The sequence below is a fragment of the Tardiphaga sp. 619_E2_N8_4 genome, from assembly GCF_051810905.1.
GTDB lineage: Bacteria > Pseudomonadota > Alphaproteobacteria > Rhizobiales > Xanthobacteraceae > Tardiphaga > Tardiphaga robiniae.
The window spans coordinates 1,376,504-1,393,598 of sequence record NZ_JBPWQJ010000001.1 but is presented as its reverse complement, the minus strand read 5'-3'; the positions used below and the strand labels follow the sequence as shown (position 1 = coordinate 1,393,598).

The following is a 17,095-nucleotide window of genomic DNA, read 5'->3' as shown; positions in this document are numbered from 1 at the left end:
GCCCGTCAGCCATTGTCCTGGCCGAACGCCTTGCGCATCGCGACATAGCCTTGCTGCTGCTGGCTCCAGTTGCGACCACCGGTGACACCGCCATCGACCACCAGATCGTTGCCATTGACGAAAGACGACTCGTCGCTGGCGAGGAAGACGGCGGCATGAGCGATGTCGTCCGGCAGACCAGCGCGCGGGATCGGCTGCGCAGCCTTGAATGCCTCGCGCATCAGCGCCGGCGTCTGCTCGGCTGCTTCCACCGATAGTCCCAGCGCCTTGCCGAAGATTCCGGTCGCGATGGCGCCTGGCGAGATGCTGTTGACGCGCACGCCGCTCTCACCGAGCTCCATCGCCACGCATTTGGTCAGATGGATGACCGCGGCCTTGGCGGCGCCGTAGACCACCGAGGACGAGTAGCCGGCGAGCCGGCCGGCAATACTGCCATTGTTGATGATGCTGCCCGAGCCCTGCTTCTTCATATACGGGGCGGCATGTTTCATGCCGAGCATGACGCTGCGTACGAGTGTCGCCATCGCCGTATCGAAACGATCGACATCGAGGCCTTCGATACCACCGGTTTGCGCCGGACCGCCGGCATTGTTGAACAGGCAATCGATGCGGCCGAATTTCTCGACCGCGTGACCGATCAGTGCACTCATCTGCGCTTCATCGGTAACGTCGGTCTGACGGAAACTGCAATTTGCGCCGAGCTTCAAAGCAAGCGCATTGCCTTCCGACGCACGACGCCCGGCAATCATAACTTTCGCACCCTGCGCGATGAAGATTTCCGCCGTACGGTATCCGATGCCGCTCGTTGCACCGGTGATGACTGCGACCTTGTTGTCGAGACGCCCCATATCGTTTCCCCGTTTGTTTTTATGGCCGGCATTTGACGCCCCGAACCTGCGCCCGCGCAAGGCGTATTTTGAGTCAGCGCGACTCGCAGCCCGCTGAATTTGCAGATGAAGCGGCGCACTTTCCAAGCCACAACCGTCGGAGAGTCCCGAGAATTACGATTAAGGAAGTTCTAAGACGCATCTGCGTATCGTGCAGCATTGTACCGCCATCCAAGCATGGCTCGCGATTGCTGGAGACCTTTTCCGTGAAGCTGCTCAATAACCTGCCGATTTCCGCCAAGCTTGGGCTTCTCGTCACCGTCACTCTGATCGGTCTCTGCCTCGCCGGCGTGCAGGCGACGCGCCTCGTCAGCGCTGAGATGCGCAGCTCTCGCATGGAGCAGGTTCTCGCCATCGTCGAAACGGCGCGCAACATGGCGCTCGGTCTGCAGAAGCAGGTGACAGCCGGCGAGTTGACGAAGGATGCCGCGATCCAGGAATTCGTCAAGCGCGCCCGCACAATGACTTATGACAAGGGCAACGGCTACGTCTTCTCCTATGACATGAACGGCATCGCGCTGGTGACGCCGGATCCGAAACAGTTCGGCACCAACCGGCTGGACGTCCCGACCAACGGCCGTGCGCTGACCCGCGAGTTGCGCGACGGCGTCGCCGCCAAGGGTGATGTCACGCTGTATTACGAATACATGAAGCCGGGCACGACCGAATTGATCCGCAAGTTCTCCTATGCGGTTGCCGTGCCCGACTGGAATCTGTTCGTCGGCACCGGCGCCTATCTCGACGATCTCGATGCGAAGATGACGCCGATCATCTGGTCACTGGCGACAGCGATCCTCGGTATCGCGGTCATTGCCGGTCTGATCGCCTGGTTCATCGCCCGCAGTATCACGAGGCCGCTGAGCCAGCTCGGCACCCGCATGCGGGATCTTGCTGACGGCAAGCTGGAAGCCGAGATTCCCGGCGCCGATCGTCGCGACGAGATCGGCGCGATGGCCACGACCGTGCAGGTGTTCAAGGACAATGCGATCCGCATGCAGGGCCTCGAGCAGGAAGAGGTAGCCGTCCAGCAGCGCGTCGCCGCCGAACGCAAGTCGGCGATGAACAGCCTTGCCGATGGCTTCGAGCAAAGCGTCAACGGCGTCGTGAAATCGGTTGCGACGTCCGCGGCCGGAATGCAGGCCACCGCATCGTCCATGACCAACACCGCAAGCGAAACCACCGATCGCGTCGCCAGCGTCAGCATGGCGTCCGAGAAGGCGCTGAACAACGTGCAGACCGTTGCCGCTGCAGCGGAAGAACTGACCGCTTCCGTCGAGGAAATCTCGCGGCAGGTCGCGCAATCGACCGAGATCGCGCGGCAGGCCGTTGGCGAAGCAGACCGAACCAACGCAACGGTTCAGCTCCTGTCCGGCGCAGCCGAGAAGATCGGCGTTGTGGTGCAGCTGATCGACACGATTGCAGCACAGACCAACCTCCTGGCGCTCAATGCCACCATCGAGGCTGCCCGCGCGGGTGAAGCTGGGCGTGGCTTCGCGGTTGTCGCCTCGGAAGTGAAGGCCCTGGCAACCCAGACAGCCAAGGCGACGGAGGAAATCTCGGCGCAGGTCGCCAGCATGCAGTCGACGACCGGTGATGCCGTCTCGGCGATCGGCAATATCAGTGCGACCATCGAGAAGATGAGCGAGATTTCGATGGCGATCTCATCGGCCGTCGAGGAGCAAGGCGCCGCGACCCGCGAAATCGCCCGCAACATTCAGGCCGCGGCCACCGGCTCTAGCGAAATCGCCACCAATATCGGCAGCGTCAACGCAGCGGCCTCCGCCACGGGACAAGCGGCCGGCCAGGTTCTCAACGGCGCGCGTGAGCTCGACGGGCAGGCCAGCATGCTGCAATCGGCGGTGACGGACTTCCTGACCAAGGTTCGCGCGGCCTAAATCAGGCGACCGACCACCGAAGCTTCGATCGATACGGGCCGTTCCGCTTACAGCGCGGGGCGGCCCGATGCCTTTTTGGCGCTGTATGCCAGCGTGGTCAGAGCTGCTTCATCCGCGACGGGACGCTGCGTAGCTGCCAGCAGCGGCGCATCGACATATTGCCGGATACCGTTGTGATCCATCACGAAGAGCGGCCTCGTGTTCTTCATGTTGACGTCCTCGACCATCGCCATGCGACGGTTGTCGAGCATGAACCAGCGGCCATCGAGACGGGCGGCCGCAACGGCGTGATCCTCCTGGCGCAGCGTGTCGCGCAGGATCACGACCCGCAGATCCTCGGCCGCAACGCCGGCGGCACGTAATGCAGTGAATTTGGCGATGGCATAGTCCTCGCAATCGCCTGCGCCAGTGGTGAGCAGTGCCAGCGGCGAGCGCCAGACATCCGTTGCGCCATAGAGCACAAGATCATCACCGGGCCGAACCGCCAGATTGATAGCGCGATTGACCTCGCCCATACGGGCGCGACCATCGCGGGCACTGGCGTCGCCGATGATGCCGAGAAACTGCGCCGCCTCCGGCGAGCAGCGGACGGGCGTCTCGGCACAAAGCTCAAGGGCAAGCTGCTCGTCGTCCTGCTCGCGTTCCACCCCGCGCCACTTGGCTTTGAGCTCGCCTTCCGGCAGCGCCGATGTGGCCAGGCCAAACGGCTCCGCAGGCCGTTCGACAGTGCCGATCGCCTGGTCAGGAAAGGCCGTTCCGGCCGTGAGATCGGCGGGTGCCGCGAAAATCGCCAGCCCCAAGGCCAGCACAGACGCGCAGCGCACCCGCGCAGAAGCAGAAGTCCACATCATAGACGCCCCATCTGTCCGGGCATCGGCAAGCTGGGCTGCTCGCACGTGACCGGATCGTTTGTGGGGCCATCTTGAGGCGGCTGATTTTCGACGAGATTAAAAGGGGTTAGCCGGGTCGGCGAAGTTCGCGGACAGGCTGAAAGAGGCCTAACCGGCTTTTCGACAATTTTATCGAAATCGCCGAAAAGCTCATGCCGGAGGATTATATGACCTCAGGCATTCGTTCCGTCGGCCTCGAGTTCCGTAATCGGAACACAGGTCGAACGCGGAACATCGTTAATGAAAATTTACTATATGGATCAATGGCATTCGGCCGATTTCACAAAGCGGCCGATAGCTTGAAAAGGTGATGCGCAGACGTCCACTATCGCATTGCACCCCGCGGTGGTATGCATGGCTCGCAAATTAGCTAATTAATAACCATAACCATGCGCGGTAGAAATTGAACTACGCGGGTCCATTCGAATTTTCGCAATCTGGCGATGCTCCGGCCGAACCAACGGCTGGCGGCGGCAGTATTGGCCATACGTTTTCCGCTCATACGGCCGGTTCCGCGATTGTCGTGCAGGATGCGAACCTGCTGTTCTCCGGCGACTACAAGCGCTCCGGCGTCGATCTCGTGCTGTCCAAGGACGGTCACGAACACGTCATCTCCGACTATTTCAAGGGTTCGCTGCGCGCAGCTCTGTCGTCGCCCGATGGCGCGCAGCTGTCCGGCGACCTCGTCACCGCCCTTGTTGGTGAAGTGCAGGTCGCGCAGCTCGGCGGCGGCGCCAATGCTGCCGCGCAAGTTATTGGCACCGTCAGCAAGCTAGCCGGCAGCGCAACTGCGATCCGCAATGGCGTCTCCGTGATGCTCAATGTCGGCGATCAGGTGCAGAAGGGCGACGTTGTCCAGGCCGGCGGGGACTCATCGCTGACCATGACTTTCATCGATGGCACCGTGTTTGGCCTCTCGGCCAATGCACGCATGGTGCTGAACGAGATGGTCTACGATCCCCAGGGATCGGCGAACTCATCCTTGCTCAGCCTCGTGCAGGGCACGATCACTTTCGTTGCCGGCGAAACTGCCAAGCATGGCAACATGCGCGTCGATACGCCCGTTGCCACCATGGGCATTCGCGGCACCGCCGTACTGGTCGAAATCGGTTTCGAGGTGCCCGGACAGGGCGGCGCACCGCCGGTGAAATTCCAGGTTCTGGTCGAGCCCAACGGCGTGACCGGCTCTTATGTGCTGTATAGCAAGACCAGCGGCCAGGCGATCGGCACCGTCAATGCGGCCGGTCAGGTCACCAGCGTGCTCGGCAATGGCGATACATCCACAGGCATCGCCGATCCGCTGACGCCGATCGCACGGGCGATCATTGAGCAAACGCTGCAGACCTATTTCCCGAACTACGTTCCGAACGCCAATCCGCGCAGCAACGGATCCGGCGGCGGTTCATCTCCGGGCGATCCTAATTCCGGCACCAGTCCGGATCCCTTGAAATTCATTATTCCGGATTTTCTGCCGAACCAGCCCTACACCGTCCCGATCAAGCTGCAGGGCGATGGTTCCACTACGCCACCGACTGATGTCACCTTCACGCGCTTCAACACCGCGCCGATCGTCACCGTCGCTCCGGTTGTCGTGATGCTGCCGGTTGACAAGACCAGCTTTGAAATCAAGGATCAGGTCCAGATCACCGATCCGGATAGCGGCGACGTTGCGACACCCTATGTGCCGGGCACCGCGCATATCATTTCGGCGAGCGGTCCGAGCGGCACACCCACGTCGCTTGACCTCAAATCGCTGGTCACCGTCGATCCACAAACCGGTCATGTCAGTTACGATCCGGCAGCGTTCAAGTTCCTCGCCGCAGGACAGAAGGCCGTCTACACCATCGGCTTCGACAGCCAGTCGGGACCGGACACAACCCATGAGACGCTGACCTTCACGGTCGATGGCTCCAATGATGCGCCGGTCGTTGCATCTGCGCTGACAGGCGCCGCAACGCAGAGCGCTGCCCCGCAGAGCTTCGATCTGCTCGCCGGCGCATCAGACGCCGATCTCGGCGAAACGGCGACGCTGACCGTTGGCAACCTCAAGTTCGCGCTGAATGGCGGCACCGCACAACAGGCCGCACCGACCGGCGTGACACTGACCGGCACCACCCTCCATGTCGATCCACACGCCTTTGCCTATCTTGGCGAGGGTCAGACGGCGACGATCACTGTCACCTACAGCGTCATCGACCCCCATGGCGCGAGTGTGGCGCAGACCGAGACGATTACGATTACGGGCACGAATGACGCACCGGTGATCGTATCTACTGGTACCACCGCTGCCGCGACTGCCGATTCGATCGGCACCGGCGGCGTGACTGCACAAGGTGACATCGCATTCTCCGACGCCGATCTCACCGATGTACATCAGATCACGTCAACGAGTAGCGCAACGACGATCGGCTCATTGAGTTTTGGCACGATCACGTCGGGCACCGGTGACGGCTCTGGTAGCAGCTTTGGCTGGACCTATCATGCAGACCCCGCCCAGGCAGAAGCGGCACTTCTCGCTTCAAGCAACGGTATAGTGACGGAAACGTTCACGGTTACCATTGCCGATGGTCACGGCGGCACGGTCAATCAGACGATAACAGTTACGCTGGCAGCCAATATCTGGATTGGATCAGGCACGAACAGCACTTTCGCGCTCATCGAGACCGAGGGGGCACAAACCAGTAATTGGAACGACCCGACTAACTGGTCGCAAGGCGTTCCAACGGCGTCCCAGATCGTGCTGATCAACACGGACACAAACATTAATCTCGACGTTAACGCGGTTGTCGGATCATTGCTGATTGCCGCCTGCACTTCGATTTTTCTGACGACCTCGGGTGGTGCGCATACGCTGACTGTTTCCAACGACTTCATCAATGCGGGAAACATTGAGCTCGCGCCCGGCACTTCGTTGGAAGTTACTGGCATCGTACAGAATACCGGCACCATCGTCATCGATGACTTCTACACACCGTCCGGCGCGGCGCTCGTGATTGATCATACCGTTACGCTTGAAGGCGGCGGCTGGGTGACACTGGCCGGATCTGCCGACAGGATTTCCAGCGGCACCACCGATGCCAAATTGATCAACGTCGACAATACGATCGACGGCTACGGCAGGCTGGGCGATGGACATCTCGACATCACCAACCAGCATCATGGCAACATCATTGCTGACACGCACTACAAGCTGGTCATCGACGTTCGTTTTTCGGACTTCATCAATTGCGGCACCATTGAATCGAATTCCTGCGGCGGTCTCGAAATCAAAGGCGATCTGGTCAATTACGGGACCATCGAAGCCTATGCCGGCCTGTTCGAGATCGGCGGCAACGTCACCGGTCACGGCACCGCGAAAATCAGCGGCGGCAATCTCGAATTCGGCGGCTGGTCGGATGCCAATGTGACATTCTCCGGCGTCAGCAGCGACGAGTTAATCCTCGATCGCGGCTCTCACTTCGTCGGGACTGTCTCTGGTCTGTCCTATGGCGACACGATCGACCTGAAGGGCATCTCGCCCTGGCAGCTCTGGTTCGACCAGCACGACGGCGTCGTCGATGTGCATTACGGCTGGGGCAAGAATGACTATTTCACGCTGACCGATCCAGGCGTGCTGAAACATCTCGACATCGACTCCGACCATCACGGTGGCACCGAGATGACCTGGAGCAATGACGCGCCTGACATCGATACGTCGTCGGCTGAGCTTTCCAAGCTCCACGACGGCTATTTCAAGATTTCCGACGTGTCCGTGTGGGACAAAGATTGGTCCAGCGGTGAGAACTATAAGCTGGACATCAACGGCACGGTAGTGAAGTCGGGATCGCTGTCCTCGATAGATCATTACCTCGAAGACGGTTTCACCTTTAAGCCTTCCAGTTCAGACGCGCCTCAAGCCACCGTTGCAGTCACCGTCACTGACGGATTCGGCGCTAGCGAACATGTCAATTTCATCTTCAATACAGCACCTCTCCAGTCCAATACGCAGGTGTCACTGAACGGCACGACCGGAAATGACGTTATCTTCGCAACGGCCAACAAAGATACGCTGACAGGTGGCCATGGCTCGGATCAGTTCGTCTTCGGGTCGCATAGCGGATCGATCGATCGGGATATCGTCACGGACTTCGAGGTCGGCACCGACAAGATCGTGCTCGACCACATTCGTGGTGTGCCCAATCTTTCAGGCCCCTTCGGCGATTTGAAGCTGACCCTTTGGGAACTGTCCGGCGGAATCGAGCAGAAGGGAAACAATACCCTGATCCATCTCGATGGCGGTGACACGCTGCAACTCAATAACGTGCACATGTCCCAGCTTCACGCCAGCGACTTCATCGTCCACCCCTATTCCAACGTGGCGTAACGCGGCACCGTTAACCGTCCCGCGGACAGCACCTGCACAAGTCGCCTGACTGATGGCATAATGGCCGTCAGATCGGGGCTTGGGGTGGCGCTTGGTACCTGACGAGCGACCGTCCGCATGATCCGCAAAGGTTTGACGATGCAGCGTGGCCTGTCACGAACCTCCAGCCTGCCAGCGCGGACCGAGCTCGGCGATGCCTTGCGGGCCTGCCGCGGCGCCTTTCTGGGCGTCGGGCTGATGAGCTGCATGATCAATATCCTGTATCTGACCGGCTCGTTCTTCATGCTCGAGGTCTATGACCGTGTGCTGCCAAGCCGCAGCGTGCCGACTCTCGTCGGTCTCATCGTCCTGGCCGGCGGCCTTTACGTGGCTCAGGGTATTCTCGACCTGCTGCGCGGCCGCATTCTGGTGCGGATCGGTAGTTCGCTTGACGAGGCGCTGAGCCCTCGCGTGTTCCAGACCGTGGTGCGACTGCCGCTCCTCGCCGGCGGACACAACGAAGGCCTGCAACCGCTGCGCGACCTCGATAACGTCCGCTCGTTCCTCTCTGGCATGGGGCCGAGCGCACTGTTCGACCTGCCATGGCTGCCGCTCTATCTGGCGATCTGCTTTGCCTTCCATCCGATGATCGGCGTCACCGCATTGGTCGGCGCAGTTCTGCTGGTAGGCCTGACGATCCTCACGGAAATCATGACCCGCGAACCTGCGCGCGAGGCCAATGGTCTTGCGGCACGCCGCAGCGGGATTGCCTCGGCCAGCCGGCGCAATGCCGAAGTCGTCGTCGCGATGGGCATGGCCGGGCGTCTGACGCAGCGCTGGCGCGAAGCCAACGAGACCTATCTGGCCGGCAACCAGCGCACCAGCGATGTGGCCGGCGGTCTCGGCGCCATCGCCAAGGTGATGCGCATGATCCTGCAATCAGCGGTGCTCGGTGTCGGCGCCTATCTCGTGATCAATCAGGAAGCCACCGCCGGCATCATCATCGCCGGCTCGATCCTCAGTGCCCGCGCGCTGGCGCCGGTCGATCTGGCGATCGCGCACTGGAAGGGTTTTGTCACCGCCCGGCAGAGCTGGCATCGGCTCAACGGGCTGCTATACGCTCTGCCGGATCAGGCAGCTGTTACTCAGCTGCAGAACCCGTCGCAGAAACTGACGATCGAAGGCGTCAGCATCGCACCGCCGGGTGAGCAGAAGATCACGGTGAGCGACATCACGTTTGCACTCGCGGCCGGCAACGGCCTCGGCATCATCGGACCGTCGGGCTCCGGCAAGTCATCGCTGCTGCGCGCGCTGGTCGGCGTCTGGAAGCCGGTGCGCGGTCATGTCCGGCTCGACGCCGCGGCGCTCGACCAATGGGCGCCGGACGATCTCGGCCGCCATATCGGCTATTTGCCTCAGGATGTCGAACTATTCGCAGGCTCCATTGCCGACAATATCTGCCGTTTCGATCCCGATGCGAAGGATGACGACATCATCACCGCGGCAAGGCAGGCCGGCGTCCACGACCTCATCGTCGGCATGCGCGAAGGCTATGATACGCAGGTCGGCGATCACGGCGGCGTTCTGTCCGCCGGCCAGGCGCAACGCATCGCGCTGGCGCGCGCGCTGTATGGCGATCCGTTCCTGATCGTTCTGGACGAACCGAATTCCAATCTCGATACCGAAGGCGATGAAGCGCTGACCAAGGCCGTGCGTGCGGCCCGTACGCGCGGCGCCATCGTCATCGTGGTTGCACACCGGCCGATCGGCATCGAAGGCGTCGACATGTTGCTGGTGCTGAAGGATGGTCGTATGCAGGCCTTCGGACCGAAGGAGACCGTGCTGGGTCAGGTTCTGCAGCGCCCGGCAGCACAGCCGATCAAGATCGTCGCCGACGGCGGAGTAGCCAAGCCATGACTACGCCGCTGACAGGATCGCGCCGCTCGATCCGAATCCACCTCATTATCGGCCTCGTTGTTGTGCTCGTGCTCGCAGGCGGTTTGGGCGGCTGGGCATCGACGGCGCAAATCTCCGGCGCCCTGATCGCGCCCGGCTCGGTGGTCGTCGATTCTAACGTCAAGAAAGTCCAGCACCCGACCGGCGGCGTCGTCGGCGAAGTGCGCGCCCGCGACGGCGACCTGGTAAAGGCCGGCGATGTCGTCGTGCGTCTCGACGACACCGTCACCAAGGCAGGCCTCGCCATCGTCACCAAGAACCTCAACGGATTGTGGGCACGCGCGGCGCGGCTGGAAGCCGAGCAGCGCGGCGTCGATCGTATTACGTTTCCACCGCAGCTTATCGAGCAGATCGCGGATGACGACGTGAAGAATGTCATCGCCAGCGAGACCAAGCTGTTCAACGTGCGCTCGACCGGCCGCGTCGGCCAAAAGCAGCAGCTGCGCGAACGCATTGCGCAGCTCAACGAGGAGATCGCCGGCCTCACCGCGCAGGAAACTGCCAAGACCCGCGAGATAGCGCTGGTGGAGAAGGAATTGGTCGGCGTCCGCGGATTGTTCGACCAGCAGCTGGTGCAGATCTCGCGCCTGACCGTGCTGGAGCGCGACGCCGCGCGCCTCGCCGGCGAACGCGCGCAATTCATCGCCGCCCGCGCCCAGGCCAAGGGCAAGATCACCGAGATCGAGCTACAGATTTTCCAGATCGACAAGGATCTCGTCAGCGAGGTCTCCAAGGATCTGCGCGAGACCAATGACAAGATCGGCGAATTCGTCGAGCGCAAGGTCACTGCCGAGGACCAGCTGCGCCGCATCGACATTCGCGCGCCGCAGGACGGCATGGTGCTGCAATCCACCGTGCACACCATCGGCGGCGTCATCACCGCCGGCGACGCCATCATGCTCATCGTGCCGCAGACCGACAATCTGTCGGTGGAAGCCCGGGTCAATCCGCAGGATATCGACAAGCTGCAGATCGGCCAGAAGACGCTGCTGCGACTCTCCGCCTTCAACCAGCGCACCACGCCCGAGCTCAACGGCGCCGTCAGCCGCGTCTCGCCGGATACGACAACGGATCAGCGCACCGGACAGAGCTATTACACGATCCGGATTTCGATGCCGGCATCGGAAGTCGCCAAGCTCGGCGATGTGCGCCTGATCCCCGGCATGCCTGTCGAAGCCTTCGTGCAGACCGGCGACCGCACCATGCTGTCCTATCTCGCCAAGCCGCTGAGCGATCAGTTGATGCGCGCCTTCCGCGAGAAATGACCCGCCAACCATGAAGCGCATGCGGCGAGTGACACGGCTGGCGCGGCGGTTCGGTTGGGCACGTGCATTCTGTCTTGTCTTGCTGCTGGGCCTCGCGCTGCTACGCATCGCTGACCCGCCCGCCATCGAGGAATTGCGGCTGCGCGTCTTCGATACCTATCAAGTGATCCAGCCGCGCATGAAAACGGCGAAGCCCGTCACGATCGTCGATATCAACGAGAAGAGCATCGCCAAGTACGGCCAGTTTCCATGGCCACGGACGCTGCTCGCACAACTGGTAACGCGGCTGACTCAACTCGGCGCTGTCGTCATCGCCTTCGACATCGTGTTCCCCGAGCCGGACCGGCTGAATCCGGCGTTGGCTGCCGACGGCTTTGCCGGCCTCGACGACGATCTGCGGGCCCGACTGAAGACGCTGCCGAGTAACGATCAGGTATTCGCCGACGCCATCAGGCGATCCCGCGTGGTGCTCGGCGAATCCGGCCTGCCTTATGAGGTTCCGGGCCTAGACAAGGCGTTGCCGACCACCGGCCTCGCAACTCTTGGCGGCGAGCCGCAGCGTTTCATGGTGGATTTCCCGGGACTGTTACGCAATATCGACGTGTTGGAGAAAGCTGCCGCAGGCCGCGGCCTGTTCTCGATCCGCAACGAACGCGACGGGATCGTGCGCCGCGTGCCAATGCTGATGCTGACCCAGGGCGTGACGATGCCCTCGCTGAGCTTCGAGATGCTGCGCGTCGCCTCGGGCGCCGACACGATCCTCGTCAAGTCCGATAGCGCCGGCATCAAGAGCATCCGCGTCGGAGGCTTCGAAATTCCGACCGACAGTGAAGGACGGCTGTGGGTGCATTTCGCCAAGCACGATCCCAGCATCTATGTCTCCGCCGCCGACGTCCTCGACGGCACTGTGCAACCTCAGGCGATCGCACGGCATCTGGTGCTGATCGGCACCTCGGCGGTCGGCTTGCTCGACACCAAAACGACACCGCTCGACGCAGTGATTCCCGGCGTCGAGGTTCATGCGCAGGTGCTGGAGAGTGCGCTCACGAAGACCGTGCTGTCGCAACCCGCCTATACGCGTGGCGCCGAACTGTGCATTGCGATCATTCTCGGCATTATCGTGATCTGGCTCGCCCCGATGTTCGGCCCCGTCACCCTTATCATCATGGGCGCCGTGTTTGCGGCGCTGCTCGCCGGTACATCCTGGTATTTCTACACGCAGCACCGCCTGCTGATCGACTTCACCTATCCCTTGCTCTCGACCACACTGATCTATCTCACGCTAATCTTCAGCAATTTCGTGCGCGAGCAGGCGCAGCGCCGCCGCATCCGCTCGGCCTTCAGCCAGTATTTGTCGCCGGCGCTGGTGGCTCAGCTCGCCCAGTCGCCGGAGAAACTGGTACTTGGCGGCGAGGAGCGCGAAATGACCATCATGTTCTCGGATGTACGCGGCTTCACTACGATCTCGGAATCCTACAAGCACGATCCGCATGGCCTGACCACGCTGATGAACCGCTTCCTGACGCCGCTGACCAATGCGATCCTCGATCGCAAGGGCACCATCGACAAATATATGGGCGACGCTGTCATGGCGTTCTGGAACGCGCCGCTCGATGACGACCAGCACCAGATCAATGCCTGCCACGCCGCGCTCGACATGCTGGATCGCATCGACGCCCTGAACAAGCTGCGCGAAGACGAGGCCACGCAAGGCGGCCACGTCTATATCCCGATCAATGTCGGCATCGGCCTCAATACCGGCATCTGCGTCGTCGGCAATATGGGATCGGATCTACGCTTCGACTATTCGGTGCTCGGCGACAGCGTCAATCTGGCCTCGCGTCTCGAAGGCCAGTCAAAGGAATACGGCTTTCCGATCATCGTCGGCTCGAAGACCGCGCTCGCCGTCAAGGACAAGTTCGCCATTCTCGAACTCGACTTCATCATGGTGAAGGGCAAGAAAGAACCGGAAGTAATCTACGCCATCGCCGGACGTGAGGACGTGACGCATTCGGAGCGCTTCCAGACGCTGCGCAACCTGACCATCGAAATGCTGGCTTGCTATCGTAGTCGCGACTGGGACGGCGCATTGTACGCCGTCGAGCGCGGCCGCAATTCCGATGTCGCGAATGCGCTCGAGAAGCTCTACGATCTCTATGAGAAGCGCATCCGCGCCTATCAGGAGACCCCGCCACCAGCGGACTGGAACGGCTCGTTTGCATTGCTGACGAAGTAATCCCCGCGTAGGGCGCAATAGCAAAGCATATTGCGCCACCAGGCGGTGGGTTACGCTGCGCTAACCCACCCTACAATCTGCGGATCAGATTTCGCGCAGTGCCCGCATGCTGGGCACGCTGACTTCGGCGAGCTTCAGATTGTCTTCGTTCTGGTCGATCGCCACATATTGCCCGTCCCAATAGGTCAGCGCGGTGTGCGGGACCGAGGTGATGACATCGCGGACGCGGCCGATAACGATGGCATGGGAGTGACGCTCGATGACTTCCTCGACGTCGCAATCGATCGCCGCAAGGCTGCCCGCCAGCAGCGGCACGCCGGTTGCCCGGGTCACCCACTGCGCGCCGACGAAACGCTCTGCACCCTTCAATCCGCCCTTGCCCGAAAATCGCTCGGCCACGTCCAGCTGATCAGCCGACAAAATGTTGACACCGAAGGCGCCGTAGCGCTGCAGCAGCGGCCAGGACGACGACTCCCGGTTGACGCTGACGATCAGCGTCGGTGGATCGACCGACAGCGACGAGACCGACGTCACCGTCATGCCGGTGATGTCCTTGCCGCGCCCGACGGTGATGACGCTGACACCGCCGGCCAGCACCCGCATGGCGCCACGGAATTCTTGCGAAGAGACCTCGCGATCGGAAGAAATCTCGCGATCGACGGTGACGTTACGAACGACGGAATTCATGGCAGCCTCGCAGGTCACAATCGTCTCATAAACCAGTGGCGTCGGCTCCCGGGCCGAGCAGATTGCGCAGGATCGAACCTTCCAGCGCCGCAAGATCTGCCGAGCCGCGCTGCCGCGGCCGGGCGATATCGACATTGATATCGTGCGCGATACGGCCGTCTTCAATCACCAGCACGCGATCCGCTAGCGCCACGGCCTCGGACACGTCATGCGTCACCAGAATCGAGGTGAAGGTCTGGTCGTGCCACACGCGGCCGAGCAACTGCTGCATCGAAATACGCGTCAACGCATCGAGTGCGCCGAGCGGCTCGTCGAGCGCCAGTACGCGCGGATGGCTGACCAGTGCCCGCGCCAGCGCGACACGCTGCTTCTGGCCACCTGACAAGACGGACGGCCATTGATCGCGCTTCTCGGCGAGGCCGACTTCCGTCAATGCACTTTCAGCGCGCGCCTTGGCGTCGGCCGATGTCCGGTCGGTACCCAGGCCAACTTCCACATTCGAGAGCACACTGGCCCATGGCAACAGGCGCGGTTCCTGGAACATCACGCGGATGTCCTCCGCGCGGGTTTCCTCACCAAAGCTGATCGTGCCGGCAGTCGGCGCGTCGAGGCCTGCGATCAGGCGGAGCAGCGTGCTCTTGCCGCAGCCGCTCTGGCCGACAATGGCCACGAACTGGCCAGCAGGAATATGCAGATCGACGCCGCGCAGCACTTCATTGCTGCCGAAGGATTTGCGGAGGCCGCGGATGGTGAGCGACAGACCACGAGACTTCTGCTCGGACGGACGCCGCGCCTGCGTGGCGAGGGCCTGTTCGAAATCGACGGGCGCATCGATGATCTGAGCATCGGCATGGCTGAGGCGAAGAGACTGTTGCACGGTCATTTCAAATTCTCGCTTCCGAATTTTGCTCAATGTTTCTGAAAAGCCGGGTGCCAGGACAATGTCAGCCGTTCCAGCGCGCGCGAGGCGCTGTCGGCGACCTTACCCAGCAGCGCATAGATCAGGATGCTGAGCACCACGACGTCGATCTGCATGAATTCACGCGCCTGCATCGCCATGTAGCCAAGGCCCGACGAGGCCGCGATGGTTTCGGCCACGATCAGCGTCAGCCACATGATGCCGAGCGCAAAGCGCACGCCGACGAAGATCGATGGCAGCGCGCCCGGGAAGATCACACGGCGGAACAGCTCGCTATTGCGCATGCCATAGATGCGGCCCATCTCGATCAGCTGCGGATCGACGGTGCGGATGCCGTGCAGCGTGTTGAGATAGATCGGGAAGAATACGCCAAGCGCAACCAGGAACAGCTTGGCCGACTCATCGATGCCGAACCACAGGATGACCAGCGGGATCAGCGCCAGATGGGGCACGTTGCGCACCATCTGCAGCGTCGTATCGGTGAGCTTGCTGCTGAGCTGGGACAGACCGTTGGCCAGACCGAAGGCAAAGCCGATGCTGCCACCGATCAGGAAGCCGACGGACGCACGCCAGAACGACACCCAGATATTCTGGGCGAGTTCGCCCGAGATCACCAACTTCCACCCGGCCAAGGCAACATCGGTCGGTGCCGGCATCACACGCGCCGGCACGTAGCCGGTGACGCACGCAGCCTGCCAGACGAGCAGGATGACCAGTGGCACGATCCATTGGGTCAGGCCATCGATGCGCGGCAAGCGAAAGCTGCGAACGCGGGGAAGGATTTCAACAATGCTCATGATGGGTGCCTGTCGGAATTACGAGGCGCTCTGCGCGCGATGCTCATTGGCAACGATTTCACCGACCGGGCCGGTGCGCGTGCGTAGCGATGTGACGTTGTCGTGCTGTTGCAGCGACAGCAGCGGGAAGACGAGCTCGGCGAAGCGATAGGCCTCCTCGAGATGCGGATAGCCGGACATGATGAAGGTATCGACGCCGACGTCCTGATATTCCTTGATGCGCGCCGCCACCGTCTGCGCATCGCCAACCAGCGCCGTACCGGCGCCACCACGTACGAGGCCAACACCGGCCCAGAGGTTCGGGCTGATCTCGAGCTTGTCGCGACGGCCGCCATGCAACTGCATCATGCGCTGCTGGCCGACCGAATCCTGCCGGGCCAATGTCTTCTGCGCATTGGCAATGACGTCGTCGGTGACATATTGAATGAGTTCGTCGGCAGCCTTCCATGCGGCTTCGTTGGTCTCGCGCACGACCACATGAAGACGGATGCCGAAAGACAGCTTGCGACCGCGCTTTTCGGCAGCAGCCTTGACGCGCGCGACCTTCTCGGCGACTAGCGCAGGCGGCTCGCCCCAGGTGAGATATTTGTCGACGGTGTCCACCGCGACATCGATGCCGGCATCCGACGAGCCGCCGAAATACAGCGGCGGGCGCGGCGACTGCACCGGCGGGAAGATCAGGCGACCGTCTTCAATCTGGATATGCTTGCCCTGGACATTGACGGTCTTGCCGGCCAGCAGGTCGTTATAGACGTTGAGGAATTCGCGGGTGACGGCATAGCGCTCGTCATGCGGCAGGAAAATGCCGTCGCCCTTGTTCTCGACCGGATCGCCGCCGGTCACGACATTGATCAGGAGGCGACCGTTGGTGACGCGGTCCAGCGTTGCGGTCATGCGCGCGGCGACGCTCGGCGATTGCAGGCCCGGCCGGACGGCCACGAGATAGCGAAGCTGTTCGGTCCACGGGGCCACAGCGGATGCGACCACCCATGAATCCTCGCAGCTGCGCCCCGTAGGCAGCAGCACGCCGAAATAGCCCAGCTGATCGGCGGCCTGCGCGATCTGACGGAGATATTTGAAGTCGATGTCGCGCGCACCATGGGTCGATGCCAAATAGCGTCCATCGCCGTGGGTCGGCAGGAACCATAGAACATTGGCTTTGGATGGATTGCTCATCGGTGACGTCTCTCTCGCATCGGGCGACCATTGCGGCACCGCGAG

The 17,095-nt window shown here is 61.8% G+C and carries 10 protein-coding genes and 1 pseudogene; 5 read left to right on the top strand and 6 right to left on the bottom strand.

Going from position 1 to position 17,095, the window contains the following annotated elements:
* Positions 1-5 precede the first annotated feature (5 nt).
* Positions 6-848, bottom strand: a complete 843-nt coding sequence (locus AB8A23_RS06650; RefSeq protein ID WP_175369188.1) for an SDR family NAD(P)-dependent oxidoreductase — start codon at positions 846-848, stop codon at positions 6-8.
* A 245-nt stretch (positions 849-1,093) separates the two neighbouring features.
* Here AB8A23_RS06650 and AB8A23_RS06645 point away from each other — a divergent pair, with 245 nt between their 5' ends.
* On the top strand, positions 1,094-2,782 hold the full coding sequence (locus AB8A23_RS06645) for a methyl-accepting chemotaxis protein (protein WP_439060093.1): 1,689 nt from the start codon (positions 1,094-1,096) through the stop codon (positions 2,780-2,782).
* 47 nt (positions 2,783-2,829) lie between these two features.
* On the opposite strand, the gene AB8A23_RS06640 is transcribed toward AB8A23_RS06645, so the two are convergent.
* The gene (locus AB8A23_RS06640) at positions 2,830-3,633 is read right to left on the bottom strand and encodes a transglutaminase-like cysteine peptidase (protein WP_439060094.1); all 804 of its coding nucleotides are present in this window, start codon (positions 3,631-3,633) and stop codon (positions 2,830-2,832) included.
* Between the two features lie 562 nt (positions 3,634-4,195).
* On the opposite strand from AB8A23_RS06640, the gene AB8A23_RS06635 reads away from it, so the two are divergent.
* The 4 genes from AB8A23_RS06635 to AB8A23_RS06620 all read left to right on the top strand — a co-directional run bounded on the left by AB8A23_RS06635 (position 4,196) and on the right by AB8A23_RS06620 (position 13,471).
* Positions 4,196-8,035 (top strand): VCBS domain-containing protein, encoded by a 3,840-nt coding sequence (locus AB8A23_RS06635; protein WP_439066017.1) that lies wholly within the window; start codon positions 4,196-4,198, stop codon positions 8,033-8,035.
* A 138-nt stretch (positions 8,036-8,173) separates the two neighbouring features.
* Complete coding sequence (locus tag AB8A23_RS06630; RefSeq protein WP_120288067.1) at positions 8,174-9,931, top strand: type I secretion system permease/ATPase; 1,758 nt, start codon at positions 8,174-8,176, stop codon at positions 9,929-9,931.
* Positions 9,928-11,235, top strand: coding sequence for an HlyD family type I secretion periplasmic adaptor subunit (locus AB8A23_RS06625; protein WP_093757640.1), 1,308 nt, complete (start codon positions 9,928-9,930; stop codon positions 11,233-11,235). Before AB8A23_RS06630 ends, AB8A23_RS06625 begins: the two co-directional genes overlap by 4 nt.
* 10 nt (positions 11,236-11,245) lie before the next feature.
* Positions 11,246-13,471 (top strand): CHASE2 domain-containing protein, encoded by a 2,226-nt coding sequence (locus AB8A23_RS06620; RefSeq protein ID WP_439060095.1) that lies wholly within the window; start codon positions 11,246-11,248, stop codon positions 13,469-13,471.
* 84 nt (positions 13,472-13,555) lie between these two features.
* On the opposite strand, the gene AB8A23_RS06615 is transcribed toward AB8A23_RS06620, so the two are convergent.
* From AB8A23_RS06615 to ssuD, 4 genes and pseudogenes are all read right to left on the bottom strand, one after another.
* Positions 13,556-14,158 carry a flavin reductase family protein gene (locus AB8A23_RS06615; RefSeq protein ID WP_439060096.1) on the bottom strand — a complete coding sequence of 201 codons (603 nt, stop codon included), beginning with the start codon at positions 14,156-14,158 and terminating at the stop codon, positions 13,556-13,558.
* Between the two features lie 25 nt (positions 14,159-14,183).
* Positions 14,184-14,828 (bottom strand): annotated as a pseudogene (locus tag AB8A23_RS06610) (ATP-binding cassette domain-containing protein); the annotation flags it as partial.
* 239 nt (positions 14,829-15,067) lie between these two features.
* Positions 15,068-15,874 carry an aliphatic sulfonate ABC transporter permease SsuC gene (gene ssuC, locus AB8A23_RS06605; protein WP_439060097.1) on the bottom strand — a complete coding sequence of 269 codons (807 nt, stop codon included), beginning with the start codon at positions 15,872-15,874 and terminating at the stop codon, positions 15,068-15,070.
* A gap of 18 nt (positions 15,875-15,892) precedes the next feature.
* Positions 15,893-17,050 (bottom strand): FMNH2-dependent alkanesulfonate monooxygenase, encoded by a 1,158-nt coding sequence (gene ssuD, locus AB8A23_RS06600; protein ID WP_068730429.1) that lies wholly within the window; start codon positions 17,048-17,050, stop codon positions 15,893-15,895.
* Positions 17,051-17,095: the final 45 nt, after the last annotated feature.